At 57.9% G+C, this 26389-nt stretch carries 26 protein-coding genes, 1 tRNA gene and 4 pseudogenes; 19 read left to right on the top strand and 12 right to left on the bottom strand.

What is annotated here, in order from left to right:
- Positions 1-11 precede the first annotated feature (11 nt).
- The 18 genes and pseudogenes from JFV26_RS11355 to JFV26_RS11275 all read left to right on the top strand — a co-directional run bounded on the left by JFV26_RS11355 (position 12) and on the right by JFV26_RS11275 (position 13611).
- The gene (locus tag JFV26_RS11355) at positions 12-1124 is read left to right on the top strand and encodes a DUF2586 domain-containing protein (protein WP_201192290.1); all 1113 of its coding nucleotides are present in this window, start codon (positions 12-14) and stop codon (positions 1122-1124) included.
- A 4-nt stretch (positions 1125-1128) separates the two neighbouring features.
- Positions 1129-1581: a phage protein gene (locus tag JFV26_RS11350; protein WP_025108622.1), complete on the top strand. Its 453-nt coding sequence runs from the start codon at positions 1129-1131 to the stop codon at positions 1579-1581.
- Positions 1581-1793, top strand: coding sequence for a TraR/DksA family transcriptional regulator (locus JFV26_RS11345; RefSeq protein WP_201192288.1), 213 nt, complete (start codon positions 1581-1583; stop codon positions 1791-1793). Before JFV26_RS11350 ends, JFV26_RS11345 begins: the two co-directional genes overlap by 1 nt.
- Complete coding sequence (locus JFV26_RS11340) at positions 1790-1996, top strand: hypothetical protein (protein ID WP_201192286.1); 207 nt, start codon at positions 1790-1792, stop codon at positions 1994-1996. Before JFV26_RS11345 ends, JFV26_RS11340 begins: the two co-directional genes overlap by 4 nt.
- Entirely contained in the window at positions 1993-2520 is a 528-nt protein-coding gene (locus JFV26_RS11335; RefSeq protein WP_201192284.1) for a lysozyme, read from the top strand. Before JFV26_RS11340 ends, JFV26_RS11335 begins: the two co-directional genes overlap by 4 nt.
- Positions 2517-2996: a lysis system i-spanin subunit Rz gene (locus tag JFV26_RS11330; protein ID WP_201192282.1), complete on the top strand. Its 480-nt coding sequence runs from the start codon at positions 2517-2519 to the stop codon at positions 2994-2996. The genes JFV26_RS11335 and JFV26_RS11330 overlap by 4 nt, the downstream gene beginning before the upstream one ends.
- A gap of 33 nt (positions 2997-3029) precedes the next feature.
- Complete coding sequence (locus tag JFV26_RS11325; RefSeq protein ID WP_201192280.1) at positions 3030-3320, top strand: putative phage tail assembly chaperone; 291 nt, start codon at positions 3030-3032, stop codon at positions 3318-3320.
- Between the two features lie 20 nt (positions 3321-3340).
- Positions 3341-3484: a DUF6890 family protein gene (locus tag JFV26_RS34820; RefSeq protein WP_003342293.1), complete on the top strand. Its 144-nt coding sequence runs from the start codon at positions 3341-3343 to the stop codon at positions 3482-3484.
- A 5-nt stretch (positions 3485-3489) separates the two neighbouring features.
- A pseudogene (locus tag JFV26_RS11320) lies at positions 3490-5780 on the top strand (phage tail tape measure protein).
- A complete protein-coding gene (locus tag JFV26_RS11315; protein WP_201192278.1) occupies positions 5780-6097 on the top strand; it encodes a DUF2590 family protein in 318 nt (105 codons plus the stop codon). Before JFV26_RS11320 ends, JFV26_RS11315 begins: the two are co-directional and overlap by 1 nt.
- Positions 6094-7262 (top strand): annotated as a pseudogene (locus JFV26_RS11310) (baseplate J/gp47 family protein). The gene JFV26_RS11315 and the pseudogene JFV26_RS11310 overlap by 4 nt, the downstream one beginning before the upstream one ends.
- Complete coding sequence (locus tag JFV26_RS11305; RefSeq protein WP_201192276.1) at positions 7259-7783, top strand: phage tail protein; 525 nt, start codon at positions 7259-7261, stop codon at positions 7781-7783. Before JFV26_RS11310 ends, JFV26_RS11305 begins: the two are co-directional and overlap by 4 nt.
- A gap of 8 nt (positions 7784-7791) precedes the next feature.
- Positions 7792-10002: a phage tail protein gene (locus tag JFV26_RS11300; RefSeq protein ID WP_201192274.1), complete on the top strand. Its 2211-nt coding sequence runs from the start codon at positions 7792-7794 to the stop codon at positions 10000-10002.
- A complete protein-coding gene (locus tag JFV26_RS11295; RefSeq protein WP_201192272.1) occupies positions 9999-10502 on the top strand; it encodes a hypothetical protein in 504 nt (167 codons plus the stop codon). Before JFV26_RS11300 ends, JFV26_RS11295 begins: the two co-directional genes overlap by 4 nt.
- Entirely contained in the window at positions 10492-11424 is a 933-nt protein-coding gene (locus JFV26_RS11290) for a hypothetical protein (protein ID WP_201192270.1), read from the top strand. Before JFV26_RS11295 ends, JFV26_RS11290 begins: the two co-directional genes overlap by 11 nt.
- Positions 11421-11954 (top strand): baseplate complex protein, encoded by a 534-nt coding sequence (locus JFV26_RS11285; RefSeq protein WP_201192268.1) that lies wholly within the window; start codon positions 11421-11423, stop codon positions 11952-11954. The genes JFV26_RS11290 and JFV26_RS11285 overlap by 4 nt, the downstream gene beginning before the upstream one ends.
- Entirely contained in the window at positions 11951-12649 is a 699-nt protein-coding gene (locus JFV26_RS11280) for a hypothetical protein (protein ID WP_201192266.1), read from the top strand. Before JFV26_RS11285 ends, JFV26_RS11280 begins: the two co-directional genes overlap by 4 nt.
- Positions 12634-13611: a hypothetical protein gene (locus tag JFV26_RS11275; RefSeq protein ID WP_201192264.1), complete on the top strand. Its 978-nt coding sequence runs from the start codon at positions 12634-12636 to the stop codon at positions 13609-13611. The genes JFV26_RS11280 and JFV26_RS11275 overlap by 16 nt, the downstream gene beginning before the upstream one ends.
- 36 nt (positions 13612-13647) lie before the next feature.
- On the opposite strand, the gene JFV26_RS11270 is transcribed toward JFV26_RS11275, so the two are convergent.
- The 12 genes and pseudogenes from JFV26_RS11270 to JFV26_RS11215 form a co-directional block, all read right to left on the bottom strand.
- Positions 13648-14058: a hypothetical protein gene (locus JFV26_RS11270; RefSeq protein WP_201192262.1), complete on the bottom strand. Its 411-nt coding sequence runs from the start codon at positions 14056-14058 to the stop codon at positions 13648-13650.
- Positions 14045-15190: a polymorphic toxin type 44 domain-containing protein gene (locus tag JFV26_RS11265; RefSeq protein ID WP_201192260.1), complete on the bottom strand. Its 1146-nt coding sequence runs from the start codon at positions 15188-15190 to the stop codon at positions 14045-14047. The genes JFV26_RS11270 and JFV26_RS11265 overlap by 14 nt, the downstream gene beginning before the upstream one ends.
- 314 nt (positions 15191-15504) lie before the next feature.
- Positions 15505-16077 carry a hypothetical protein gene (locus JFV26_RS11260; protein WP_201192258.1) on the bottom strand — a complete coding sequence of 191 codons (573 nt, stop codon included), beginning with the start codon at positions 16075-16077 and terminating at the stop codon, positions 15505-15507.
- Between the two features lie 6 nt (positions 16078-16083).
- A complete protein-coding gene (locus JFV26_RS11255) occupies positions 16084-17076 on the bottom strand; it encodes a hypothetical protein (RefSeq protein ID WP_201192256.1) in 993 nt (330 codons plus the stop codon).
- Between the two features lie 1136 nt (positions 17077-18212).
- On the bottom strand, positions 18213-18791 hold the full coding sequence (locus JFV26_RS11250) for a DUF4145 domain-containing protein (RefSeq protein ID WP_201192254.1): 579 nt from the start codon (positions 18789-18791) through the stop codon (positions 18213-18215).
- A 94-nt stretch (positions 18792-18885) separates the two neighbouring features.
- Positions 18886-18961 (bottom strand) — tRNA-Thr (locus JFV26_RS11245).
- A 78-nt stretch (positions 18962-19039) separates the two neighbouring features.
- Positions 19040-19876 (bottom strand): FkbM family methyltransferase, encoded by an 837-nt coding sequence (locus tag JFV26_RS11240; RefSeq protein WP_201192252.1) that lies wholly within the window; start codon positions 19874-19876, stop codon positions 19040-19042.
- 343 nt (positions 19877-20219) lie between these two features.
- Complete coding sequence (locus JFV26_RS11235) at positions 20220-21452, bottom strand: methyltransferase (RefSeq protein WP_201192250.1); 1233 nt, start codon at positions 21450-21452, stop codon at positions 20220-20222.
- A pseudogene (locus JFV26_RS11230) lies at positions 21433-22121 on the bottom strand (ABC transporter permease). Before JFV26_RS11230 ends, JFV26_RS11235 begins: the two are co-directional and overlap by 20 nt.
- On the bottom strand, positions 22118-22813 hold the full coding sequence (locus tag JFV26_RS11225) for an ABC transporter permease (protein WP_201192248.1): 696 nt from the start codon (positions 22811-22813) through the stop codon (positions 22118-22120). Before JFV26_RS11225 ends, JFV26_RS11230 begins: the two are co-directional and overlap by 4 nt.
- A 78-nt stretch (positions 22814-22891) precedes the next feature.
- Positions 22892-23637: pseudogene (locus JFV26_RS11220) on the bottom strand (ABC transporter substrate-binding protein).
- Positions 23638-23650: 13 nt separating this feature from the next.
- The gene (locus JFV26_RS11215) at positions 23651-24424 is read right to left on the bottom strand and encodes an ABC transporter ATP-binding protein (RefSeq protein ID WP_017336016.1); all 774 of its coding nucleotides are present in this window, start codon (positions 24422-24424) and stop codon (positions 23651-23653) included.
- 550 nt (positions 24425-24974) lie between these two features.
- Here JFV26_RS11215 and gabP point away from each other — a divergent pair.
- The gene (gene gabP / locus JFV26_RS11210; RefSeq protein WP_201192246.1) at positions 24975-26366 is read left to right on the top strand and encodes a GABA permease; all 1392 of its coding nucleotides are present in this window, start codon (positions 24975-24977) and stop codon (positions 26364-26366) included.
- Positions 26367-26389 lie beyond the last annotated feature (23 nt).

Here is a 26389-nt window from a genome sequence, read left to right as displayed (position 1 = left end):
GGCACCGCTTTATGGCACTCGGCAAAGTCAGCGTTAACAATCTCAACCTCGGCCAGGGTGCCGTGACCGAGATCGAACGCTATTTCCTGTTCATCGGTCCCGCCGCCAAGAACGTCGGCAAGTTGCTCCCGCTGGATACCCAGAGCGATCTGGACATCCAGCTGGGCGTTCAGGTCAGCGACCTGAAAACCCAAATCCTGGCGGCGCGTGCCAACGGCGGCGATCGCTGGGCTTGCGTGGCCGCTCCGATCGCAGACGACACCACCTGGCAACAGGCTCTGGAGAGCGCGACCCGCACGTATTCCTTCGAAGCGGTGGTAGTCGTCAAGCCGTCGACCACCCAGGCCGAGCTGTCAGCAATGCACGTTGCGGCCACTGAGCTGAGCAACAAACTGGGCCGCCGCATCTTTGTGATGGCTGCCACTGCCGGCATTGCCCCGCAGTTGACCTGGAGCGCCTACGTCATCGAGCAGAAAGCCATCGTCGACGGCCTGGCTGCGCCTCGGGTCCTGCCGGTACCGCAACTGCACGGCAACAACCTGGGTGTTCTGGCCGGTCGTCTGGCCAACGCTTCCGTGAGCGTGGCCGACACGCCGATGCGCGTAGCGACTGGCGCATTGGTTGGCTTGGGCGCTGAGCCCAAGGATCTGGACGGCGTAGCACTGACGTCCGCCGTGCTGACCCAACTGGACGCAGCGCGCCTGTCGGTGCCGCAGACATACCCGGACTATCCCGGCACCTACTGGGGCGACGGCAATCTGCTGGACGCCCCGGGCAGTGACTTCCAGGTAATCGAAAACCTGCGCGTCGTGGACAAGGCTGCCCGCCGCGTGCGGATCCTGCTGATTCGCTATGTGGGCGATCGGAGCCTGAACAGTTCGGCCAACAGCATGGCGACCACCACGTCCAAGCTCATGGCCCCGCTGCGTGCGATGGCCAAGTCCACCAAGTTCGCCGGTCAGGTGTTCCCAGGCGAGATCGAGCAGCCCAAGGACGGCGACATCGTGCTGACCTGGACAAGCAAAACCTCTGTCGTGGCCTACCTCAAGCTGCGCCCCCTCAACTGCCCGAAAGACCTGACCGCAAACATCGCGCTCGATCTTTCCGTAACGGATTCGGAGTAACCCCATGGCCGCAAAAATTGGCGGTAAGAACTTCGACGTAAACCTGGGCGATCTGCTCGTTCACGTGGAGGCCGGCACCCTGGACATCACGGACAACAGCACCGTGGCCCAGACCAAGGGCGTGCCCAACGGCCATGTTGATGGCGATGTCGCTGCAGCGGGCGAACTGGAGCTGGACACCACCAACTTCAATCTGCTGATCGAGCAGGCGAAGACATCCGGCAGTTTCCGTGAGCTGGAACCGTTCGACATCGTGTTTTTCGCCAAGGCCGGCGAAGAGGAACTGCGCATCGAGGCGTTCGGTTGCAAGGTTCGCGTCTCCAGTCTGCTGAGTATCGATCCCAAGGGCGGCGCGAAGAACACCCACAAGGTGCCTTTCGACGTCACCAGTCCGGACTTCATCAAGATCAACGGTGTGCCATACCTGGCTGCTGCTGAAATCGAAGGCCTGACGTAATGGTCTGCCCGTTCGATCGTGCGCAGGCTCTGGAGCAGCGACAACGCGACCAAGCCATTGCGGCCCAGTTGGCCAAGTCGCGAGCGAGCGGGCCAAGCCTCACCCATTGCCAGGACTGCGACAAGGAGATCCCGCTAGCGCGCCAGGCGCTGGGCGGCATGACCCGTTGCGTGCCTTGCCAAACCCTGACCGAAAAAGGACTTCGCCGATGAGCACGAATCAGGCTGCTCAGGACACCGCCATTGCCCTGGTAAAGGCGTCGCCCGCCATCGGTGTAGCCGCCACTGGTGTGACAGGTGCCGTCGACTGGTCGGCAGTGGCCTACATGCTGACCGCTTTCTACATGGTGCTGCAGATCCTGCTGCTGGTTCCCAAGTACCGCCAGATGCTGCGTGACTGGAAGGGCAAGGTATGAGCCTGCGCAACAAGATCGTCGCCGGCGTTTTGGTGCTCTGCAGCGGCACGTTGACCGCGTTCCTGGGCACCTGGGAAGGCAATGGCCAGAACGTGGTGTATGCCGACAAGCTGGCCGGTGGATTGCCCACTGTCTGTAAAGGCATCACCCGCCATACCAGCCCGGATCCGGTCGTGGTCGGTGACTACTGGTCCGATGCGCGTTGCGCCGAGGTCGAAGGCCTGGTCATCGCCAAGGGCCAACTAAGCCTGGCCGACTGCCTGACGAACCAGGCGATCGGGCAGAACACGTTCGACGCCTTGAGCAGTCATGGCCACAACCTTGGCGTGCCGACGACGTGCGCGAGCCGTGCCGTGGGCCTGATCAACGCGGGCCGCATTGCTGAGGGCTGCAAGGCGCTGGCCTGGGCCCCCGACGGCAAGACGCCGGTGTGGGCTTATGTGACCGGTGCCGATGGTCGCAAGACCTTTGTCCGTGGCCTGCACAACCGCCGGCTGGCTGAGATGAGGCTTTGCCTGAAATGACCATCAGCCCGCTGCGCCTTGCCCTGTTTTTGCTGGTGGTCGGTCTGCTGACCTGGTGCGCTTTCGAGTACCAGGGCAAACAGCTCGTCGCTGCCCGCGCTGATCTGGTCGGCGTCACTGCAGATCTGCACACCGAGCGAGAGGCTGCCCGCCTGGCTGGCGAGCAGCTCGCAGCGCGGGACCAGCTCGACACCCAACATACCCAGGAACTGAACAGTGCCCGCTCTCAAATCAATGCTCTGCAGCTCGCTGTTGCTGATGGCCGTTACCGGCTGCGCATCAAAGCCATTTGCCCCGCAGTGCCCGGTGCCAGCGGCACCTCCGGCCTGGCTGATGCAGGCAGCGCCGAACTCGCAGCAGACGCTCGATCGGATTATTTCACCCTCCGAGAACAGCTCGCCTTAAGCCGGCAAATGATCCTCGGCCTGCAGGACTACATCCGCCAGGTCGTGCAACGCACGCCGGCACAACCCTGACCCTTTGCAACTCAACCTTACGGAATCACAGACATGAGCGAAGTAAACCGCAGCATCACCTTGGAACGTGGCGACAAGGAATTTACGTTCTCCCTGACCCCTCAGGTCATCACCAAGTACTTCAACGCCACCACCCAGGCCAACAAGGTCGCCCCGGCCCATAACCTGCTGATGGGCACGGTCAAGGATGAAGACAAGGCCGCACTGAAAGTGCTGCTGGAAAACCCGATCACCACCATGACCCTCGCCGGTGCGTTGCTGGAAGAGTATTCGCCGGACGTTGAAGTGATCGTAAAAAAGCCCTCGACCACGCCGAAGGCCTGACCGAAGACGGGCTGGGCCAGCTGCTGGCCCTGACCCAACGCTGGCTGCCTGGCGCTGAACCCACGATCGAGAGCATGGGCACCGCCAAGTGGCTGGAAGACGAACATTGGAGACGCATGGAAATTGCCGTCGCCAACGGCATTTCCACTGCCTTTAACGGATAACCCTGATGGCTGACCGTTCCGCCCGCCTGGCTTTCATCCTCAATCTGACCGACAAGGTCAGCGCCCCCTGGGCAAGGTGAAAACCAGCTTTAGCGACCTTGCCGCCCAGAGTCAGCAGAACATCATTCAGATGGGTGCAGGCCTGGCCGGCATGGTGGGTGCAGGCGTGGCTATCACCGAGTCCCTGGAACCGGCGCTGGAAGTCAATCGGGCACTGGGGGGCATGCGCGCCCTCGGGACTGCCGAGGACGCACTGTCGTCCCTGAACCGGACCGCCCTGGAATTCTCGATCGACTACGCGGCCAGCGCCGCCGAATTTGTGGCCTCGTCACGCGTCATCGATGGGGCCATCAAGGGCCTGGTCGGCGGTCAGTTGGCCGCCATCACCAGTTCCAGCAACCTGCTGGCCAAGGTCACGAAGGCCGACGCGGAAACCGCCGGCGCGTACCTGGGCACCATGTACAACTTGTTCAAGACCGAAGCCGACAAGATGGGCAAAGTCGAATGGGTCGAGCAGTTGACCGGGCAAACGGCGCTGGCGGTGAAGCTGTTCCGCACGGACGGGGCCCAGCTCAAGGACGCGTTCAAGGAAGTGGGCGCGATAGCCACTCAGGCCGGTGTGGGCGTGGCCGAGCAGATGGCCGTGATCGGTGCGCTGTCCAGCACCATGGAAGGCGGCGACGCCGGCGGGCGCTACAAGGCGTTCTTCGAAAATATGGGCGCAGCTGCTGAGAAAACCGGCCTCACGTTCACCGATGCCGCTGGCAATGCTCTGCCGATGATCCAGATCCTGGACAAGCTGACCGCCAAGTATGGCGACCTGACCAGCGCCGCTGCCGGCACCAAGCTGATGGACGCGTTCAGCGGTGAAGGAGCCCAGGTGATCGGCGCGCTGGCCAAGGACACCGACCGGCTGCGCAACGGTATCAGCGAGCTGGGCAAGGTCCGCGGTCTGGAGAACGCCGAAAAGATGGCCAAGGCGATGGTCGACCCTTGGCAGCAGTTTGGCAAAGCCGTCGAAGCGCTGCGCATCGCGTTCGGCCAATCCCTGATTCCGACCTTGACCCCGCTGATGGAGCGTCTGGTGGGTATTGCCAGGACCTTGACCCGCTGGACGCAGCTATTCCCGAACATAACGCGGATCATCGGCATCACGACGCTGATCGTCTTTGGCTTCATCGCCGCGATGTCGTTGCTGACCCTTGTTGTCGGGGTCAGCAAGATGGTCTGGCTGGGCATGCTCACGGTCTGGAAGCTGCTCAACTGGCAGGGCTTCAAGTCCATTGCCATGTTCCTGTTCCACACCGTTCTGGTCGCGGCCTTCGCTGCCGGTCTGGTGGTGCTTTACACCTGGATGGGCCTGGTTCGGGTCGGCATGTTGCTGTGGCAGGGCGCGATCTGGCTGGTCAACGCCGCCATGCTGGCCAACCCGGTGCTGCTGATCGTGGCCGGTATCGTTCTGCTGGCCGCCGCCGTGGTCGCGGCTGTCGTGTACTGGGACGAGCTTTGCGCTGCGCTAATGAACACCGCTGCGTTTCAGTGGATCAGCGAACAGTTGACCACCCTGTCTGACTGGTTCGGTTCGATGGGCGGCTGGTCGGGCATCGCCAAATCGGCTTGGGACAGCATCCTGGCCACGGTGAACGGCGCGATCAATGGCCTGATCGAAATGGCCAACAAAATCCCCGGCGTCAACATCGAAACCAAGTTTGGCGACCTGCCCGAGCCGCCGAAGGTGCCCGATCTGCCCGGGCCGGTGATTGCGCCTGTGACAGGTCCGCAGCTGCCGGCAGTGGTGACCACACCGCCGGCGGGCACAGTGCTGGGACCTAAAGTCGCGTCGGCTGCACAGACGGGATCGAAGGTCGAGGTCTTGCCCGCGTCATCAGTCAGCTTGCCGCAACCCAACGTGTTGCCCTTCAAGCCGTTGCAGATACCTGCACCTCAGATCAACCAGGCCGAGTCGATCATGCCGCCGGCATCCGCTGACCTGGCGTTTTCAATGCAGCCCAAAAATGTACTGCCGGCGCGCGTCGAGAAGGTCATCGAGCTGCCCGCCAAGACGGACAAAGGCATCGAAGCCCGCAAGGCGATCAACGCCAATACGTCGATCAGCCCCACCAAACCCGAGGCCGTCCCGAGAGGAGGACTGATGCAAAGCTTCCAGAGCCAGAGCAACGCCATGAACCCCAACCAGCGTGCTGGCACCCATGTCGAGACATTGAATATCAATACCTCCAAGCCTATGACCCCGCTGGAGCTGGAAAACATGATGGCCATGGCGGTGGGCGGCTGATGAGCGAGTACGTGGATCTGTTGATCATGAATAACGACCTGGTGCTCGACCCAGCCCGCCAGCCCCTGTTGGTAACTGACCGCGCCTCGATCGCCCAGGACATCGCGCATCTGATCCGGGAAAGCGGTTTGCTGATCACGTTGGTGGCCGAGCGTGACCGGCTACGTCAACGCGACTGCATTCAGCAAATGGAGCTGCTGGTGGAAGCGGACGAACGCCTGGTGCCAGGCACTGCGCAGATCGTTCAGAGCAGTCCCGGTGTGTACCTGGTCACCGCCACGACCGTGAAATTCGGCCTGTTGGAGATCACCCTGTGACCGTCGACTTCAAGAAGGCACTCAGTGATTCCGGCGTGCCAACCACTGAAGCGCAGCTCAAGCAGGCCTGGGAAAAGCTGGCCGTCGAGCAAGGCAGCACGCTGAGCAACACCAGCACTTACAGCCCGTTCTGGCGGATCATCACGGCTCTGGTCACAAAGCCAGTGTTGTGGCTGCTGGAGTTCGTCAGCGGCACGGTGCTGCCGAACTTCTTCGTCAAGACTGCCGGCAAACAGTGGCTGGACATGCTGGCCTGGGCGGTGAACATCGAGCGCAAGGCGGCCACGGTGGCGATCGGAGAACTGCTGTTTACCCGGGCCAATACCGGTGGCGAACTGGAAGTCCCGATTGACACTGTCGTCCAGTCGCCGACCCTCAACGGTCATATCTATCAGTTGGTCACAACCGAGCCGCGCAGCTTTCAAGAGGGCCAGAGCCAGCTGGTGGTGCCGGTCAAGGCCGTGGGCGCCGGCAGCGGCTACAACCTGGCGCCGGGTTATTACGCCGTGCTGCCCCAGTCAGTACCCGGCATCGTCCAGGTGGTGAACAACACCGACTGGCTGCAGACGCCCGGTGCGGATTCCGAGCATGACGACCAGTTGCGCTTGCGCGTGCGCAACCAGTTCTCAGCGGTGAACCAGTGGCATACCGATGCGGTGTACCGGGCAATCATCACCGGGTTTCCGGGGTTGCGGCGGACGGCGTGTACTTTGAACACGGCGCGCCGCGTGGGCCAGGCAGTGCCAATGCCTTCGTGCTGTTCGACGCCGGCGTGCCCGCCGCGACGTTCCTGGAGCAGATCAACACGCACATCCGTGACGGCGGTAACCACGGCCACGGCGATGATCTGCTGGCGATGGCCATGCCCGAGACGTTGCACGCGATCAGCGTCAAAGTCTGGCCGGTGTCCAACCTGACCGTCCTGCAGCTGCAGACGCTGCAGACTGAGATCGGGCTGTTCATCCGTGCTGCGTTCCGCGAAAGCACGCAGAGTGACTACGCACCGACTCGCACCTTTCCTCAGTCGCGTTTCAGTTTCAGCCGGCTGACCGAAGAGTTGCACGCCCAGTTTCCGAATATCAGCTCGTTGCAGTTCACCAATAGCGACATCGTGTCGGCCTTGAACATTCCAAGGATCAGCACCCTGGCGGTGGTCCTGCAATGATCAAACTCAAACTGCCGTTTTGGCTCGAAGGGCTGGAGCTGACCAAGCTGGTGGCCACCGCCCAGCTCTGGTGGGAACAGGCCGCCGAGTGGCTGCGCTGGCCCTACCTGCAGTTCGACGCTGACACCTGCCACCTGTCCATCCTGGAACTGTGGGCCTGGCAGCGCGACGTCACGCGCTTCAACGGCGAGCCTGAGAGCTTGTTTCGCCTGCGGGTGAAACACGCCTTTATCAACTCGGTGGACGCCGGCAGCACTGCCGGCCTGAAACGCATCCTGGTGCGCCTTGGCGTTGGCTACATCGAGATCAGCGAGCGCATGCCCGGTCGTGACTGGGACATCGTTCTGTTGACCCTTAGTGACTCGCAGCTTTCCGAAAACCCTGACCTGTTGCGCGTGCTGATCCGTCAGTACGGGCGCACCTGCCGGCGTTACGACTTCGTCACCATCACCCCAGTGCAACTGTGTGTTGCCCTGGTCGACTTCAACGATGACCAGCAAACGCTGGTTGCCAGCCTGTAGGAGTATTCATGGCTGCAAGTATCACACTCGCCGGCGAAAGCCTTATTGCCCAAAAGCAGGCGGCTGGCCAACCGCTGACGATCGCCAACTTTGTGTTGGCCAACGTTCCCGGGTTGAACCCGAACGGGCCGGTCAACCGCGCTGCCGGCAAGCCGCCGGCGGCCCAGGTCGTGTACACCTGGCCGGTCACCCAAAGCGGGTTCGTCAACCCGAATCAGGTGGTTTACAGCCTGATGATGGGCACCGACGTCGGCGATTTCGACTGGAACTGGATCGGACTGGAGAGCAGCGAAGGCGTGCTGTTGTCGGTGGCTTATGTGCCGGTCCAGCAGAAGCGCAAAAACATTCTGCCCGAGCAAATCGGCAACAACGTGACCCGCAATTTTCTGGTGGTGTTCGACGGGGCGCAGCAGCTAACGGGCATCAAAGTCGATGCCAGCACCTGGCAGCACGACTTCACTGCACGCCTGAAAGGCATCGACGAACGTCAACGCCTGAGCAACCGTGATGTGTTTGGACGCGCCTGCTTCTTCAGCAGTGGCCTGGCATTGGAGAAGGTCGGCAGCAGCTATCAGCTGAAACCCGGAATTGCTTACGTCGAGGGCATTCGCCTGGAGCGCACGGCCGCGCAACCCGTGGCGGTGCCTTCTGTGCCGAACAAGGCCTGGCTCGACGTGGTGCTGCAGCGTGAGCTGAGTGATGTGGTCGGCACCTTCCAGGTGGTGTTCGGTGCTGGCAAAGAGGACTACACCGACAGTGCCGGCGCACGTCACTACTTGGTGCCGCTGGCGGATCTGCCGGCGACGTCGGTCATTACGGATTTGCGTCCAGTCGAGCCAATCACCGGTGAGTTGATCAAACATTGGGCCTCTCAGAACGGCGACTACCCGAACCTGCGCGCACGGGCGACCACCAAAGCAGACGTCAAACTCGACCAAATTCCCAACGCGATCAGTGACAGCGAAGCGAGCAACAGCAGCTCGGTGTTGGCCACGACCAAAATGGTCACCGCCGTGCGTGGTTTGCTGTGGAGTGCCATCGACGCAATTGTCCAGGGCACGTCGATTGCGGGAAAAGCAGCGCGGTTGGCCACTGCGCGAACCTTCAGGTTCAAAGGCGCGGCGACCGGTAGCGCCACTTTTGACGGTTCTGCCGACGCGGATATCACCCTCACCCTGGCAGACAGTGGCGCCGCTGCCGGCACCTACACGAAAGTCAGCATCAACCAAAAAGGCATTGTCACGGGAGGCGACAACCCGACGACGCTCGCCGGTTATGGCATCACCGATGGTTATACAAAGCCTGCAGCAAACTCCACTTTCGTTAAACAAGGTGGTGGGGTCAATCAACTGACCAACAGCGTTTTTATCGGTTGGTCGAATAAGGGCCTTCTCGCCTCTGTCGACTCAACGGATCTTGGCCTTATTTGGTGTGAGTCAAACTTTAATCCAGGCAGTAAAGCGAATTGGGCAAGCAGCCTTGCCGGTTATGGCATCACTGACGCCTTCACAAAAGTTGAATCGAATGGGGCATTTGTTAAACAGGGCGGCGGGCCAGGCCAATCTGGCAACAGAATCAATATTGGATGGTCTGGCACTGCGGTAAAAGTTTCCGTTGATGGTAATGACCTTGGGGTGTTCTGGACTCAGAATAACTTTGATCCAAACAGCAAGGCCAACAAGGCCAACTCTATTGCTGGGTATGGAATAACGGACTGTTATACCGCAGGCCAAGTAAATGGGTTTCTTGATCAGAGAGTAATGGCTGACTCTATTTCTTATGCCGGTTTCGCTAGCGATCAGCCTGAATATCCCTACTTCCGTCGTCGTGCTGATAACGCAGTCCACTATCTTCAGCGTCGATTGGGCTTTACCCCCGTACAGCAAGGCGGCGGTAACTACCAGAGCAATAACGCCATTCGGCTTGGCTGGGCCACCAATAGCGCTGGAATCCGTGCCCAAGTGGATACGACGGATTTGGGCGTGCTGTGGAGTGAGAGCAGCTTTTATCGCCCCGACTCCAACAACTTCCTGGCGGTGGGCTTGACCGGAACAGCCGTACAACTTCCGGCCGGAGGGACGTGGTGTTACTCACTGATGCACTACTACGCTGCCGGCCAAGGGGTTGTGGGTAAAAGTGGCCAGGCGCCTGGAGGCACTGTGATTTCATTTAGTGGGGGAGCAACGATTTATGGCTTCGCCTGGAGATATGCACCATGACAGAACAATCCCAAGTAATGACTACCCCAGCCACTGATGAAGTAGTGAATCCCGTTGTCACTGAACCCACAGTTATGACTGTTGAGTTTCGCGACGTCAGCGTAAAGGATGATGGTTCCTTTGTGGTTACCGTGGCCAGTAACCGTTGCCACGTTACCCGAGACTACAACCCCTCGCTTTATGAGGCGGTTGAGAACTTTTTGAGCAACGGCGGCAATTACTCCAAGTACGCGGAAGATATTGTTGTCGAGTCAGATCCGCTTGTCCTGGCACGGCTTTGGATTGATACGAAATTGAAGGCGACCGAGAACATTGTTTCTCAGTACCGGGATGCACGTGACCTGGGGCGGGCGTTGCCGATCACGCCGGAGCAATTCACCGAGCTACTGACCTGGCGCCAAGATGTGCGCGAGTGGCCGCAGGCGACCGGCTACCCGGCTGAGGCGACACAACCCACTGCCCCGGGCTGGATCGACGCGGTTCTACAACATGACGAATGACTGGGCACCGATCAAATTGCAATGGCCGGAGCAGGCCACGCAGTGGATGGACCAGATGACGAGTGCCCGTGACCTGATCCAGAGCGAAATGGTTAGCACCGGCCAGCGCGTATCGATGCTGGCCGACATCGCCACGACCAGTCCCGGACTTATCGCAGGGGCCGCACAGTCGGCCATCAGCGCAGGGCGCAGCGCGTTGGTAGCGCAGTTTGAGAACGTCCCGTCGTGTATCGTCGTGACGCCATTCCAGCACGGGGTTGGCCAGGGCAGCGGCGGCCACCAGCGTTTTCTGTCAGCGCCGAACCTGCTGCAGCTGCTGGCTGACAAGCTGACCGACACCACCGACGCTGTCCGCCCTCAAGGTCAGCAAAGCGCCTTGGTACTGATCTTCCTCGCCACCCGGTTGGACCAGCTTGCGGCGACGTTGGGTCGGTTCAACGTTGTGCTGCCTATGCCGGACCTGGTACGCGCCGAACGTCGGGCTGAACACCTGGCCAGGCTTGAGGTGGAAAAGTGGGTCATGCCGATCGCGGGACAAATGCCGATCTGGAGCCAGCTTCCGCTGCAGCGTTGCCCCATCACCAAACTGGCCAGTCAATCCATGGCTGGCCAACTGGCGATGCTCGAAGGGTATGCCGCCGACAGCTCGCCGATGGCCGACCTGGCGAACCTACAGACGCGCAAAAAAGCACAGGCCCAAGAGCGCGATCAACAGTTGGCCGATCTCAAGGCCCAGTTCACCAACAGCGCAGACGACGTATCGATACAGTCCCGAATGTTGGGACCGGGTGACGCTGGCCAGTTGCGCCGCGAGCTGCTCGAAGGCGAAGCGCCGGGTCATGAATGGCCGCTGTGTGCCGGCGCGCTGCTGGTCGGATCGCCAGAGAGCCTGAGCTTTGTCCAGGAACTGGTGGGCCTATGACATTGCTACTCAATGGCGAGCAGATTATCGGTCATCGCATGAAGCTGACGGCCAACCTCAAGATCGAGGCCGACGATCTGGGCGGCCAGACGTCGGGCACCGACAAGTCACACAAGGGATTCAAGCCCAAGACGCTGACCGTAGCGCTGACGATCCCGTACAGGGCGCTTGAGAACCTGCGCACCATCATGCGTCTGGCCGAGGCGACTGCAAGTGGTGGCCAGCTCCAGACCTACCGCATCGTGAACGACACGGCCAAGGCCTTTGGCATCCGGCAGGTGACGTTCTCTGATGGGGTCAGCGCACAGGAAGACGACACCCTGGCCCAGTGGATCGTCCAGTTCACCTTGAGCGAAAAGCTGTCCAATCCGGAGAAGGTCGAGAACCGCCGCGCTGGCAATGGGGTGACGACCCAGTCAGCGCCTGGCGATGGCGTGGCAGGTAGCGGATCGGCGGGCTCGCCCGAAGAGTTGACCGGCTTTGAAGCGGTGCTCAAGAAGGTGGACACCTACCTGGGCGGCACGTCATGAGCATGAAGCTGCACAAGGTGCTGACCATCGGCGGCGTGAACATGCCGCTGGTCAATGACGATGTCCGTCTGGATCTCAAGAGTCCGGGCCGTGCAACATTCACGATCAAGGCAGGTGTAACCGTCAAAGGGTTGGTCACGTTCGATATCGGCTACAACGAAGCGGTGCTACAGCGTCATTTCATCGGCTACGTCGAGCGTTGCACCACCACCAATGGCATCGAGCAAGTGGTGCTGTGTCGCGAGTTAGCCGCGGTGCTGGCCAACCCGCTGCCCATGAACCTGCGTCATGTAGATCTGCGCGCCGTGCTGGCCGACATCGGTAGCAAGACCGGGCTGCGCTTTCGGGTTCCGGATCAGGCCTATACCCACGTTAAGACGCCTTTTTTCTACAACCTCGCCGCTGGTTACCAGGCGCTAGACAGCATGGCGCGGGTGTTCGGCATCAAGGATTTTATCTGGCAGCAACAGGGTGACGGCGATATCTACGTCGGGGCCTGGGCTGACAGCTTCTTCGGTGCTCGATCGCCGCTACAACTGCCGGTTAACCTTTTCGATGGTTACCAGGGCAGCCAGAGCGCAATGATCGCGGCCTTGCCAGGCCTGCGACCAGGCGTATCAATCAACCAGGGCGAGCGGATCACGAACGTGACGTTGGCCGGCACACAGATGGCCATCAAATGGACGACGCAATAAAGCGCAGCGTAGAACGCCAATTCCCTGAACTCACCGGCGGCTATCACTTGCCGCGCTTCGCCAAGGTGGTGGCCGTGGCCGACGCACCGGCCAATGCTGGGCTGTGTGACGACTTCCGACCGCGCTTCTCAGTTGACCTGCAGGTGATGGGGCCGGACGGCGAGATCGATACGACACTCCCGGTATTGTCTGGCGTTCCGCTACCCATGCCGGTGGGTGGTGACGAAATGGGTTTTTTTGCGTTTCCGGAGGAAGGCACCAGCGTGGTGGTGTGTTTTGCTTATGGCCTGCCACACAAGCCCTACATCCAAACCATCCTGCCCCACGGCCTGACACTGCCAAAAGTGCCAAAGGGCGACCAGGTGTGGCAGCACAGTGACGCCGTGCAACAACGCGTCGACGCGGCCGGCAACTGGTTGCGCAAGACTGATGGCAAGATCCAGGACCAGGCGATCGAGCGCGAAGTGGAGGCAATGGACAACACCGAGCGCTTCCAGACTCACACCAGGACGGTGGACGATCATTCAACCGAGTCGGTGGGGGGCGTGAAGAAGATCGAGGCACTGGGCGCGCTCAAGCTGCTGTCGGGTGGATCCGCGAGCCTGGCCGCCGTGGACGATCTACACCAGGCCACCGGGCGAGATTTAAACCTGGTGGTTGGACAGAAGCACAACGCCACGGTGGGTGGCGACATGCAGGAGCGGATCGAGGGCTTGCGTCGAAGCGTTGCGGGCAAGGGGCAGCGCCTGCAAGCACCTAAAAACTGGATCGGCTCCGAAGGCGTGAATCTGTTCCAAGTGGCGTGCGACATGCTCGATCTGTTGCAGCAGATGAACACACAACTGGCTGCACATACCCACGTCCCTGGACCAACGCCGAGTCCGACCGATGCAGCGGGATTCACGGCGAAGGCTGCTCAATCGTTGGTATTAGCCTCGAAATTGAAACCAATCACCGGATAGCAAAAGCCCGCCAAACGGCGGGCTTGGAATGAAACCTTATGGCTTCGCTGTATCCGTGGTGCACTGCTTCAAGCGATCCATATCTGTGCCGCTGCCTTCGCTGCTATCGATATCGCCGTTACGGTCGAGGTGAATTTCCGTCGTTGGCCATCGCGGCGTTATGTTGACGCAATGGTTTAGCCCTTTGTCATTCCACCAATCGAACCTCATGAAAAACTTATCGTCGGGAAAGATATGTCCGACATCCCCCGTTGTCTTTCCGGGCAGTAGCGCACCGCGAACGATTGTGTGCTGTGTATTCAGGACGTAACTAATGTTCTCGGTGCCGTCTTTTGAGTAGTAAACGACAACACGCGGCATGGCTATGTACCAGAGCGCAACAAGACCAATGAAGAACAGCGCTACCCACCGTCCGATATGTCGCGGTCTTTTCTCATTTGCAGACATGCTTTTGAACCCCTGTACCCCATTCGGCTATTGGCACCGCCAACACCTTGTCCATGATGATTTTCGCGGTGATGCCGCCATTCGGATACTCCCTGTAGAGGTTCATCCCGATGATGATCGATACCCTATCAGGAGCATCGTCCCATGCTCGCATCCCTTCAACGCCTTCCGTTCTCCGTGGGCCATCAAACCTCTTAGGATTTTTGATGAAGCGCCAAGTGTCTGAGCCTATTTGCTCAAGTCCAGCGCCATCCAACTGAACACTGTCAGAAAGTCCACCGGCTACACCAACATACCCGTAATGGATGTTCGACCAAATGTCGTAGTAGTAGTCATAAGCTCCTTGCTTGTGCCAAGGATACGCGCCAAACAGTTCTGCCAATTTCGGCTTGTGATCCCATGGGCGATTCTGCCCAACACGCTCCGTCCAGATGGCGAATGCCTTCGTCTTCTTGCCGAGCGCCATGCTGTAGAACTGTGGGTCCTGTCCCAAGCGTAGGTAGAGGGGCAGTTCCATGAACTTCTTGGTTTCAGCCTCAGGATCGAAGCTATTGAGTTCCTTCATTTCCAATACTGCCGGATCATGAATATTGCGGTTCATCTCGCCAGCGATGTAGTCCGCCAGCTTTTCCATCATGTCAGAATCTTTGCAGGTGACAGGTGCCGCCGCCTCTGGGTCAGTCTTCGCGTCCGACTGCTTAGTGGCGGCCTTGGGATCTACCAACGCGTTAGCAGCGGTTGCCTTCTCTGTCAGCTTTGGATCAGCCAGCAATGTGGCCATTTTTTCATCGTCCACAGTGCCATCTGGCCGGAACGCTCCGAGTACCATGAAGTTGATGATGGTTGCACCGCCAGTGTCACCCATGACAAACCCACCACCGACATCGCCTGACCCGGTAATGATGGTTCCACCATGGCTGGTGGGACTGCCCAAGTGGGCCATAGGACGCCCGTTCACCTGAATCGAGGGGAAACCGGTAGTAATAACAGCGCCACAGCCACAGGTATCGCCAACCCGTGCAGAACCCATGAAGTTGATATTTGTATCAGCGGAGGCGGAGGCAATTGGGGTGGTGCCGTGGCCAGGCAATGGACAGACATGTTTGTCGCCCAGCCGTGCAGAAGAAATCATATCTCATCCTATTCCGTGCAAAAAAAAAGCCTCCGTCATTGGAGGTGAAAATGCTTTAGGTCGTATGACCTTAACGAATAATGGGCGATATGTATGTAGGAAAATTCGGAATTCGTAGCTAGTTACTTCCTGTCATGTGCTCTATCTTTTATCGGAGTTTGCAATCCGGAAAGTCAAGGGTTTAGCCATTAATAAATATTCGGTTCTCAGGATGAAGATAGTAGTGTTTTGAACACACATTCTTTTTGCAGGCACAGGCTTCTCTCAAAGCCTGTATTTAGTAGTGTGGTTGCTGGGGATGTAATAGTAATGCCTTATATCTGAGGTTCATGAAGTTTAAACCCTAAGTAATACAGGCCCCAGAAAGTCGCAGTTAGCATTTGCATTAGCAATGTGTAATAGATGAAAGTCATGGCTATCGATAGGGCTTGTCCAGCTACACCGTCCAAAATTGTCACGCTAGAAATTGATGTGCCGGAGGATAGAAGTAAGGTCGAAAGCAACACTAAAGAAATACTTTCACAAGTTAGGAAAGAAAACAACATGGCTAGAAACCTACGGCGAGTAAGTTTTACTAGGATGTTTTCGCCTCGTGTGGTTAGTTTTACAGTTGGCGTAGGTTCAGGTAGTAAGTTGTCGATGTCATTCCGGCCAAATGTCGCAATTGCAGCTAATGCAGCTATGTAAAACCCAGGGAGTCCCGAAAGAAAACCAAGCAACAAGCTGACAGGTCCGGATGTTCTGTAAATTTCAGATTTCCAGTCGGCGCCAATAGAAAACCAGGTACAGATTAAAGAAATTGCTATGGGGAAAAGCCAATCTACTTTCCATTTCTGCGGATGCCGTATCGCGAGATAAGAAAGCGGTTGTAACATTTGATTTAGCATCTTAAGTCACTCCAGGCTTTTAAGGATTTCTTTAACTATAGCATGGTTAACTTCCTCGATACTCGCCGAGCTGACGTCATTAGCGGAGGAGATGTAATACCGTTTTAGATAGCGCCCATCTGCCGCCAGTTGCCCGGTGTCGACTGAAAGCAATGCGTTGTTTGGAGAACCAGAGTTATCTTTAAAGCTCACGCGCATCTGGTCGATGCCATCCGTTTTTGCGTTTTTTAATACATCTGTAACAGTTTTTACCGCGTCACCTATTAGATCTCTCGCTAAGGTTAGCTTAATAATACGATGTTTTTCCTTTACAAAGCCTGCGTCGTCCCATTTGCCACCGACAGTTTTGTGACTTATTAATTCAATGCCGCCTAATGCTCCGTTCTGTAGGTCAGTTTTAAATGTGTCGGAAATATGCCCCTGTAGCTCGACATCATGTGCGAGATGGACTTTATTTGGCACACCACTTTTACTGCACGACCCATCAATGTTTGGGATTTTAAATAGATCAGGTTTTTGCTTTTTGCAGTGCCTAATGACATGCGCGAAGTAGCTTGTAATGGCGCTACTTCCTAATCCGGAACCGTACGCTGCTTCGATCATACAAAAATAATAATCTTTTCCTTTGACAGGCTTGACGTCAAGTATTAGGTGTGCGGAGAATTCAGAACCTTGTCCAGGAAGTTTTTCATTTACTTTGCGTTCTTTTGATTCCGGGTTGCTGTATACAGAGTCAGGTGCGCTTGGGTCGCACCGATTAATAAGAAGCACCCAATATCCGTTCACAGTACTTGTGTGAGCAATATAATACTTATCGGCCTTATCGCTTTGACCTTTGCTTAAAAAATTATCACCACCATCCAGGAGGGATTCCACTAGCGTTCGAATTTCAGTCATGGTCTTGGGGGTAGCTGGGAAGTCAGCGATATTCCCCTCTGCTCTAGAGTGGCCGCGGGCGTACAACTTCATATCAAAAAATGTCGCGACACGTCTGGACATATATGTTGTCTCTACTTATTAAGTTGTTGTTTGTTTGTGAGTGCTCATAGGAGAGCACTCTTCTATATTGTTAATAAAAGATAGCATCAGTCTTGAGCCATACGGGTGGCTTTGAAAGATTTTAAAGATTGGATATTGATTAGAAGTCCCTTCATACAATTATCGATTCCATTCCTGTGATGGCCCGATCATGGCACCCTTTTTATGGTTGGGCAACCTGGCGAGTAAGCGTGTCGAAGAAGATGTTTACCTACTGAATGTCGATCAAATTCAATGTGGGTTTCCGGCCGACGAATGGTCGGTTGACCGGAATTCCATACTCACAAAAAAAATCAGCCTTAAAAAGCACTTATCCCCCTCCCGCCGACGGGCCTAGTGTCCTTTTTTGTGCAAATCCAGATGTAGTGCAAACGAACCTGGAACCCAAGCGGGCCGTGGGGCTCTGCGGGAGATCGGCAATTTCACAGAGTGCAAAGTTTTGAAAGGAAATGCAGTGCAGTTGCACAGCAACGCACGGGGCGGTCACGGAAGGGATAACGCTGGAGTCCCCGGTTTCATTGGGCGAAAAACTGGAAAACGCCTACGCAGCAGTGTTTTCACAAACGCGATCGATCTTTTTCGGAGGCCGATAGGCTTTGCACGGGAAGGGACTGAATCCCCTGCAAGGCAGGTAGAACGGGGCTCGGCGCCAGATTGTAGCGTTTCACAGTTTGACCAGGGAAAACGAAGGAGGCAGGTGCCTGTATGTGGGTTGAAAAAACCTATTGAGACACGGGATTTTTCAGGTGTCCGTCAAAAGTGGCTATTTTTCGCCACCCTGCGCTAAACGGCGGGCTTAATGCTCTACAGCCCTTGTATGGCGGGGCTTTGATACCTGATGCTCAGTGCGCCATGTGGGGTATTTACAAAGGTATTAAATTCTAAAACCCTTATAAATCAATGGCTTGAGAGGTTTGCATAAATCCCTTCCCTGATAGCCCCAAAAATAGCGGCAGTGGCCAAAAAAAGACCGGGGCGGAAGGTGCTGAAAGCCTTAGCCTGTATAGCTTGTAGAGTAATGAAAGAAAAAAATACCTTTAATACTCACTTCAAACAGCAAACCAAAAATTCAATTCCCTAGTCATGGCCGGCGACTCTCACAAGGCTGTTGCTGATGGTGGGGACTCGCTGAGGCTGGCATTGATCCGCTTCAGTTGTCCGTTCACCCACAGACACATATCCGCCATATTGATGGCATCCTCGAAAGTAACACCTGCCTCCGTCACATGAACTGCGGTGTTTCTGATGTGACGCAGTTTTTGCAGGGTGTTAAAGGTCAACTCGTCTAGGACATTTGCCTGATACAAGGCCGCCAATATCCTAATGGTGCTAGACCTCAAGTCCATGCCCATCTTGCGCGAGATATCGTTGAGTTCGGTCTCGACCGGTATCCAGGCACTGAGCACGGCCGCTCGGGGATCTGCTTTGGCAAGGCTCTGGAAACTCAGCGGTGGTTCTTGAGTTGCGATTTCTGGAGTCTCGCCCTTTGCATCGACCTGTTCTCGAACGGCTTCGAGTTGCTCGCCGATGTCGATCTGCAGATCCTTGTACTTGAGGGTTCGGATCAAAGGGATCAGCTTGGCCAGCGGATTGCGCATCAAGTAGGCCAACATGACTACAGCAGCCGGCCATGCGATTGAACTGACGATAGACGAGAAAAATTGCAGCCAATCCATGGGCTTTGCACCTTTTGAGTAGCGCTTATTACGTCGCTTATTACGTGCAGTAGAAAAAACAAAGGCCTGCATCGCTGCAAGCCTTTGATTTATATGGTGCCGGCACCAGGAGTCGAACCCGGGACCTACTGATTACAAGTCAGTTGCTCTACCAACTGAGCTATACCGGCGTGTTAGGGCGACGATTATAGCGATTGCGTTGGTTCTGTAAACCCCTGAATTCAGACTATTTTTACTCGACCCTCAGCTTACCCGCGAACCAGTGCTTTTCTGAGTTTCTGAAGGGTGCGCCAACTCCGGCTGTTTTGCATCGCATGCAGCTGCGCCTCGGCCAGTTCGGCCCGTTGCAGGGCGCTGGCGAGTTGCTTTTGAGCATCCAGATCATGGGTGCTGACGGGGTAGCTGAGCGCATGCCCCTGGCACAGTTGAAAGTTGTCGAGGTTGCACGGCTGGATGTCGAAGGCGGGTTTGAGGGCCAGGTGTTCGTTGGCCAGGAACCAGGTGTTGATGCCGTCGAACAGGGTGGCCTGGTAGCCGGCGTCGGTCACCAGGTGTTCCCAGGTGTGGTCGCGGGCCCATGGGGTTTCGATGAGGATGATCCAGGGGCGCCAGGTGGCGAAGTCCATGCCGCGCAGGACGCTTTCTTCGTGGCCTTCGACGTCGATTTTCAGGAAGTGAATCGGGCGGTCCCGGGCGTATTGCTCGCAGATGGAGGTGAGGGTGCGGGCCTTGACGGTTTGGCGGCGTACGTCCATGCCCAGGGCTGTGCGTTCCTGGGCGGTGGCCGGGTCGACGGTGGAGAGGCCGGTGTCGGGGATGCCGTAGAAGGTGAGGTCGTCGGCGCTGTCGCTGGCCACGCATTGCAGGGTGGTGTCGTTGGGGCGTTGTTGGCACAGGGCGTCGTGGTAGTTTTGCATCGGTTCGACGTTGATGCCGGTCCAGCCGCGGTCGTAAAAAGCCTTGGTGACGGAGTCGTGGGTGGGGTCGTTGGCGCCGATGTCGATGTAGAAACCGTTTTCGACCTGTCTTAGCGCGCGCCACAGGCGGACGTCTTCGAAATTCTGTGCGTAAGAAATGAAGGTCACTGTGGCTTCCTGTCAGTTGGATTTTTCTTGGTTTCAGGCGCACTTCCGGCGCCCTTGCCTGCCTGTATAACAAGGGTGGTTGCCGGACGCAATTTTCCGCCAATCGCGTCCGGGATTCGGCGGTTATGTCGTTTTGATTGAATGCTTATGCACAACGGGACGGCCGATAGACGAGAACGGAGTCCATTTTGTGGACCCGTTCTCATTTGTTCGCAAATCCCTGTTTTTAGGGTTTTTTATTTGTGTGAACAAAAAATGACCAGCAGTGTTTCAGTCACTAAGCAGTGTATTTATTGGATCCACGAGAATTCCATCAACAGAGTTATCCACAGGCTGTGGCCGTTTAAGGATGCTCGGCCAAGAGCAGCAAATTGCGCGGTGTGAGCGCGGTTTCGCAGAAGGTGCCGAGGCGAACGGTGTAACCCTGTTCGGCCAGGAAAAGTGCCCGATCAAGTACCAGCCACAGCTCCAGCGGGCGGCGGAAAAGCCCGCGCAGCAGCTCCAGGTTGCGCACTTCGGCCAGTCGCTGCCAGCCGGCGGCTTCAAGGGTTGGCCAATCCTGCGGGCCGATTGTGGATAACTCCTTCAGTGCGGCCAAATGATGGCAGTAGTCGGCGAAGGATTTATCCAGCCAGGCGCTGGGCAGGGAAGGCGTAGGCAGGTATTCGTCGACGCCTCGCCGTTGCCGTTGCAGCAGGTCGAAGGCCAGGCGCCGGGCCATCGAAGTGTCGCGTTGACGACGCACGCGAGCACCGGCGGTAACGGTTTCGCTCATCGGCAATGCCAGATCGTCGAGGGACAGCTGCAGGTCGGATTGCACACCCGCCGAGCAAAGCGCTTCATAGGCAGGAAGGCTGATCCGGTTATAGCAGCAGGGCGCGACGGCCAGTTGTTTGCAGCCCACCGCACTGGCGAGCTGGATCAACCGTACATGCAGGTCGCCACAGGCATGCAGCGCAACCGGGGTGTGGTCGCTTTTCAATAAAGCAGCAGCGCCAGCGGCGAGCACATCTTGCTCGATGTGCAGCGCATGCAGTTGATGGCGCTGACTGAGTGCCTGCCCGCTCGAAACCAGCGTCGAGTCATATTCCAGGCACGTCAGTTGTTGTCCGGGCTGCAGCAGGCGTCGACCCAGGTGACCTTTGCCCGAGCACCAATCCAGCCAATGTTTGGGCAATGCAGCAAATGACAGGCGACTGGCAAACGCCTCGATCTGCTGCCACTTGCGCCCCGGCACATCGACGTTCAACCGATGCCCGGCCGCTTCAAGCGCATGCGCCGGCAACTCGCCCACTGAACTCAGCTCAAGCGACAACACCGCCAATGAAGCAAACGGCTCCGGCGCATCCAGTAAACAGGGCTGGTTATGGCTATTTTCCGCTTCCTCCAGCGAACGCCCGCGTAGCCATAAAGCCAGTTCCGGGTAGGACGCTTCCCAAGGAAGCTGCAGATGAGTAAAGGGTCGAGGCTTCCACAACGCCTGGTGCTTTATCAGAAAAGCATCCAGCGCTGCGAAACGGGCGAGTAGGGCCTCGCCCGTCAGCACGCAGGCGGAATCACCGCCCTTGGCAGGCATCGACGCGCAGCCAGCGCTCCAGCAGCTTGAAGCCGCGAACCAGCACGTAAGCCATCAACAGATAGAACATGCCCGCGGCGAAGAAGATCTCCACCGGCAGGTAGGTCCGGGCAATGATGGTGCGGGCCATGCCGGTCAGTTCCAGCAGGGTCACGGTGCTGGCCAGGGCGCTGGCCTTGAGCATCAGGATCACTTCGTTGCTGTAGGCCGGCAAGCCGATGCGCGCGGCACGGGGCAGGATGATATAGAACAGCGCCTTCGGGCGGGACATGCCCAAGGCTCGCGCTGCTTCAATCTCGCCCGGTGGAATCGCCTGGATCGCGCCCCGCAGGATCTCGGCTATATAAGCCGCCGTGTGCAAGGTCATGGTCGCCGTGGCGCACCAGAACGGATCGCGCAGGTACGGCCACATCGAGCTGTTACGCACCGCATCGAACTGCGCCAGTCCGTAGTAGACGAGGAACAGTTGAACCAGCAACGGTGTGCCACGGAAAAGAAGATGTACGCGTAGGGCAATGACCGCACGTACCAGAGCCGCGACGAACGGGCGATGCCCAGCGGAATCGCCAGCAGCAACCCGGCGATCACGGCGATGGCCACCAGCTCCAGGGTCAGCGTCGCGCCCTGGGCCAGTTTCGGCAGCCACTTGATGATGACTTCCCAGTTCATGAGGCGCTCCTCGCAAAGCCGCGAGCGGCGCGTCGTTCCAGAAAGTACATGCCGGTCATGGCCAGGATGGTCAGGCCCAGGTACATGAATGCAGCGACCATAAAGAAGGTGAACGGCTGCTTGGAGACGGTCACGCCGATTTGCGCATGACGCATGATTTCTTCCAGGCCGATCACCGACACCAGCGCGGTGTCTTTCATCAGGATCATGAACAGATTGCCCAGGCCCGGCAGGGCGATGCGCCACATTTGCGGCATGATCAGCTTGGTGAAGATCCGGAATTTCGACATGCCCAAGGCCACGCCGGCTTCACGGTGACCTTTGGGGATCGCCAGAATCGCGCCGCGAAACACTTCCGTGGCGTAGGCGCCGAAGCACAGGCCCAGCGCGATCACGCCAGCGGCGAAGGCGTTGAGTGCGAGGTCGGGGTTGCCGAAAAACTCGCCCAGGGCGCGCATCAGGTTGACGGTGCCGAAGTAGATCAACAGCACCCAGAGTAATTCCGGGATACCGCGAACCAGGGTCGAATACGTGCCGCCCAGCCATTGCAACGGCTTGTGCGGGGAAGTCTTGGCCAAGGCGCCGAGCAGACCGAGTACCAGCCCCAGGCACAGGGCCGAGAGTGCCAGTTTCACAGTCATCAGCGCGCCAGCGGCGAGCGCCGGGCCGAATCCGTAGAGGTCGATAATCATGGATTTCTTTTCAAATCGCGGCAGGCAATGCCAGGGACCGGCGCCGTCAGCGAACGGCGCCGGTCAGGCAGGTCAGAATCAATAGATGCTGAAAGGGAAGTACTTGTCGTTGATTTTCTTGTAGGTGCCGTCTTCAACGATTTCTTTCAGGGCAAGGTTCAGCTTCGCGCGAATCGGGTCGCCTTTACGTACAGCGATACCGATCTTGTCGCTTTCTTCCACCGGGTCGCCTTTGAATTCGTAAGGGCGGCCGGCGTCGCTTTTCAGCCACTCGTAGTTGACGTATTTGTCCGCGAGGATGCCGTCCAGGCGACCGGAGGTCAGGTCCAGGTAGGCGTTTTCCTGGGTGTCATAGAGTTTTGTTTCAACGCCTTCCATGTGGTCTTCCATCCAGGTGCCGGCGAGGGTCGCACGTTGTGCGCCGATCACTTTGCCTTGCAGGGAAGCCTTGTCGGTTTTGAAGTCGACGTCTTTCTTGGCGATGAATTGCAGCTTGTTGGAGTAGTACGGGTCGGTGAAGTCCACCGCTTGCTTGCGCTCGTCGGTGATCGACATCGAGGAGATCAGGAAGTCGAACTTCTTGGCGTTCAGGGCCGGGATGATGCCGTCCCAGTCAGAGGTGACCACGGTGCATTCGACTTTCATCTTGGCGCACAGGGCGTCGCCGATTTCTTTGTCGAAGCCGACGACATTGCCACTGGCATCTTTATTGTTGAACGGCGGGTAGGCCGCTTCGATGCCCATCTTCAAGGTTTCGGCGGCGGCACCGGCGCTGAACGCCAGGGTGACGGCGGCAGCCAGGAAGATTTTTTGTAGTTCTGCATGCGGGTAGCTCCGTTAGCGGTTGCTGGACATGAATTGTTTGCAGCGCGCCGAAAGCGGGTTTTCGAACACCTGCTGTGGCGATCCTTGCTCTTCGATCAGGCCTTGGTGGAGGAACACCACTTCGCTGGACACCTGGCGGGCAAAACCCATTTCGTGGGTCACGAGCAGCATGGTGCGGCCTTCTTCGGCCAGTGCGCGGATGACATTAAGTACTTCCTGGACCATTTCCGGGTCAAGGGCCGAAGTCGGCTCGTCGAACAGGATCACCTTGGGTTGCATCGCCAGCGTGCGGGCAATCGCCGCCCGTTGTTGCTGACCGCCGGACAACTGCGCCGGGTACGCATGGCGCTTGTCGGCGATGCCGACCTTGGCCAGCAAGGCTTCGGCGACTTCGATGGCTTCGGCTTTGCTTTGGCCGAGCACCCGGCGCGGGGCTTCGATGATGTTGTCGAGCACGCTCATGTGCGGCCAGAGATTAAAGTTTTGAAACACAAAACCGATCTCGCTGCGCAGGCGATTGATCTGCTTGCCGTCGGCGGCAACCAGTTCGCCGTTCTTCGCGGCTTTGAGTTTGAGTTCTTCGCCGGCCACCAGGATCTGGCCCTGATGCGGGTTTTCCAGCAGGTTGATGCAACGCAGGAACGTGGACTTGCCAGAACCGGAGGAACCCAGGATCGAGATCACATCGCCGTCGCGGGCGGTCAGCGAGATGCCTTTGAGCACCTCAAGCTGTCCGTAGCGTTTGTGCAAGTTGCGGATTTCAAGCGCGGGCGTGGCCTCAGCCATGTGCGTTCCTCATAGTGTTTCGCTCCTGCTGTTGGCGGCCTTCCTGGCGAGGCGGCCAAGCTAGCATAGCGTTCGAATGGCAGCCAACAGCGCTACGGGCGGTAAACGGATGGCATGTGGCAAGTTGTCGCATCGGTACAGCAGACTGTCGCGCTGCTATCAACCGAACAGCCGTTTGAACCAGACGCCACGCGGGTGTCACGTAAAAAAGGCGCGATGTTGCCAGCTTTGGCGGGGTGTTGGAAGCGCTAACCGGACAAACGTTGCGGATCTGCACTTTTATTGTGCGTCGCGAATTTTTTAAGTGTGTTTATGGTGCGCCGATTTATCCATGAAGTGGGTCGCTGGGTAACGCTCTGGCAAATTGCCATTAATCTCAATGACTTGCGATGACTGTCCGGTCAGGCTAAGAGCCGCGGTTCGCGGGACTCTGTAACATTTTGGCGCAATTATTGCGTGCAGAATACGGAACGCCCCGTTGGATTCTTTTTACGAGAAAGAAATGCCAGACGCGGTGGACTGAATCGCTTTCCTTGCAAAGGTAGTTTCAATGAGCAGCACCCAAAGCTCTAATGGCCTCGAACAGGGGCTCAAACCGCGTCATGTGACTATGTTGTCGATCGCTGGTGTTATTGGCGCCGGCCTGTTTGTTGGCTCGGGTCATGCCATCGCCGCTGCCGGCCCGGCTGTGCTGTTGGCCTACGCCGCCGCCGGTGCACTGGTTGTGCTGGTGATGCGCATGCTCGGTGAAATGGCCGTTGCTTCGCCGGACACCGGTTCCTTCTCGACATACGCCGATCGCGCAATCGGGCATTGGGCCGGTTTCACCATCGGCTGGTTGTACTGGTGGTTCTGGGTGCTGGTGATTCCGCTGGAGGCCAACGCCGCCGCGACCATCCTGCATGCCTGGTTCCCGAACGTGGCGATCTGGGCTTTCACCCTGGTCATCACTTTGCTGCTGACGGTCACCAACCTGTTCAGCGTGAAGAACTACGGTGAATTTGAATTCTGGTTCGCCCTGGTCAAAGTCATCGCGATTATCGGTTTCATTGGCCTCGGCATTCTGGCGATCTTCGGCTTCCTGCCGAACAGCCAGGTCAGCGGCGTTTCGCACCTGTTCGACACCCAGGGCTTCCTGCCAAACGGCATGGGCGCTGTACTGGGCGCGATCCTGACCACCATGTTCTCCTTCATGGGCACCGAGATCGTGACCATCGCGGCCGCGGAATCGAAGAACCCGGGCCAGCAAATCTCCAAGGCCACCAACTCGGTGATCTGGCGGATCGGCTTGTTCTATCTCGTGTCGATCTTCATCGTCGTGGCCCTGGTGCCATGGAATGACCCGGTTCTGGCCGCTGTCGGTTCCTACCAGACGGTGCTTGAACGCATGGGCATCCCGAATGCCAAGCTGATCGTCGACATCGTGGTACTGGTTGCAGTGACCAGCTGCCTGAACTCGGCGCTGTACACCGCTTCGCGCATGATGTTCTCCCTGGGCAAACGCGGCGATGCGCCGGCCGTTTCCCAACGCACCAACAAAAGCGGCACGCCGTACTGGGCAGTCATCCTGTCCACCGCTGCTGCATTCCTGGCCGTGTTCGCCAACTACGTGGCCCCGGCCGCCGTGTTCGACTTCCTGCTGGCCACCTCCGGCGCCATCGCGTTGCTGGTGTACCTGGTGATCGCCATCTCGCAACTGCGTATGCGCAAGCAGCGCATGGCACGCGGCGAAAAAATCGCCTTCAGCATGTGGCTGTTCCCGGGCCTGACCTACGCGGTGATCATCTTCATCGTCGCGGCCCTGACCATCATGCTGTTCCAGGAAGCCCACCGCGTGGAAATCCTCGCGACCGGATTCCTGAGTTTGCTGGTAGTGGCGGTCGGCCTGTTCGTGGCCCGTCGTCGCAAGCTGCAGAAGGTTGGCGCGGTGGTGTTGAACTGATTCACACCGCGTAATGCAAAACG

This window comes from Pseudomonas sp. TH31 (assembly GCF_016650815.1).
Lineage (GTDB): Bacteria > Pseudomonadota > Gammaproteobacteria > Pseudomonadales > Pseudomonadaceae > Aquipseudomonas.
Note: the sequence above shows the minus strand (reverse complement) of the source record. Positions and strands in the feature narration are given on the sequence as shown.

Excerpts from the sequence above, each read along its gene's own strand:
- JFV26_RS11355 (WP_201192290.1), top strand. The coding sequence starts at position 12 with ATGGCACTCGGCAAAGTCAGCGTTAACAATCTCAACCTCGGCCAGGGT.
- JFV26_RS11350 (WP_025108622.1), top strand. The coding sequence starts at position 1,129 with ATGGCCGCAAAAATTGGCGGTAAGAACTTCGACGTAAACCTGGGCGAT.
- JFV26_RS11345 (WP_201192288.1), top strand. The coding sequence starts at position 1,581 with ATGGTCTGCCCGTTCGATCGTGCGCAGGCTCTGGAGCAGCGACAACGC.
- JFV26_RS11340 (WP_201192286.1), top strand. The coding sequence starts at position 1,790 with ATGAGCACGAATCAGGCTGCTCAGGACACCGCCATTGCCCTGGTAAAG.
- JFV26_RS11335 (WP_201192284.1), top strand. The coding sequence starts at position 1,993 with ATGAGCCTGCGCAACAAGATCGTCGCCGGCGTTTTGGTGCTCTGCAGC.
- JFV26_RS11330 (WP_201192282.1), top strand. The coding sequence starts at position 2,517 with ATGACCATCAGCCCGCTGCGCCTTGCCCTGTTTTTGCTGGTGGTCGGT.
- JFV26_RS11325 (WP_201192280.1), top strand. The coding sequence starts at position 3,030 with ATGAGCGAAGTAAACCGCAGCATCACCTTGGAACGTGGCGACAAGGAA.
- JFV26_RS11315 (WP_201192278.1), top strand. The coding sequence starts at position 5,780 with ATGAGCGAGTACGTGGATCTGTTGATCATGAATAACGACCTGGTGCTC.
- JFV26_RS11305 (WP_201192276.1), top strand. The coding sequence starts at position 7,259 with ATGATCAAACTCAAACTGCCGTTTTGGCTCGAAGGGCTGGAGCTGACC.
- JFV26_RS11300 (WP_201192274.1), top strand. The coding sequence starts at position 7,792 with ATGGCTGCAAGTATCACACTCGCCGGCGAAAGCCTTATTGCCCAAAAG.
- JFV26_RS11295 (WP_201192272.1), top strand. The coding sequence starts at position 9,999 with ATGACAGAACAATCCCAAGTAATGACTACCCCAGCCACTGATGAAGTA.
- JFV26_RS11290 (WP_201192270.1), top strand. The coding sequence starts at position 10,492 with ATGACGAATGACTGGGCACCGATCAAATTGCAATGGCCGGAGCAGGCC.
- JFV26_RS11285 (WP_201192268.1), top strand. The coding sequence starts at position 11,421 with ATGACATTGCTACTCAATGGCGAGCAGATTATCGGTCATCGCATGAAG.
- JFV26_RS11280 (WP_201192266.1), top strand. The coding sequence starts at position 11,951 with ATGAGCATGAAGCTGCACAAGGTGCTGACCATCGGCGGCGTGAACATG.
- JFV26_RS11275 (WP_201192264.1), top strand. The coding sequence starts at position 12,634 with ATGGACGACGCAATAAAGCGCAGCGTAGAACGCCAATTCCCTGAACTC.
- JFV26_RS11270 (WP_201192262.1), bottom strand. The coding sequence starts at position 14,058 with ATGTCTGCAAATGAGAAAAGACCGCGACATATCGGACGGTGGGTAGCG.
- JFV26_RS11265 (WP_201192260.1), bottom strand. The coding sequence starts at position 15,190 with ATGATTTCTTCTGCACGGCTGGGCGACAAACATGTCTGTCCATTGCCT.
- JFV26_RS11260 (WP_201192258.1), bottom strand. The coding sequence starts at position 16,077 with ATGCTAAATCAAATGTTACAACCGCTTTCTTATCTCGCGATACGGCAT.
- JFV26_RS11255 (WP_201192256.1), bottom strand. The coding sequence starts at position 17,076 with ATGTCCAGACGTGTCGCGACATTTTTTGATATGAAGTTGTACGCCCGC.
- JFV26_RS11250 (WP_201192254.1), bottom strand. The coding sequence starts at position 18,791 with ATGGATTGGCTGCAATTTTTCTCGTCTATCGTCAGTTCAATCGCATGG.
- JFV26_RS11235 (WP_201192250.1), bottom strand. The coding sequence starts at position 21,452 with ATGCCTGCCAAGGGCGGTGATTCCGCCTGCGTGCTGACGGGCGAGGCC.
- JFV26_RS11225 (WP_201192248.1), bottom strand. The coding sequence starts at position 22,813 with ATGATTATCGACCTCTACGGATTCGGCCCGGCGCTCGCCGCTGGCGCG.
- JFV26_RS11215 (WP_017336016.1), bottom strand. The coding sequence starts at position 24,424 with ATGGCTGAGGCCACGCCCGCGCTTGAAATCCGCAACTTGCACAAACGC.
- gabP (WP_201192246.1), top strand. The coding sequence starts at position 24,975 with ATGAGCAGCACCCAAAGCTCTAATGGCCTCGAACAGGGGCTCAAACCG.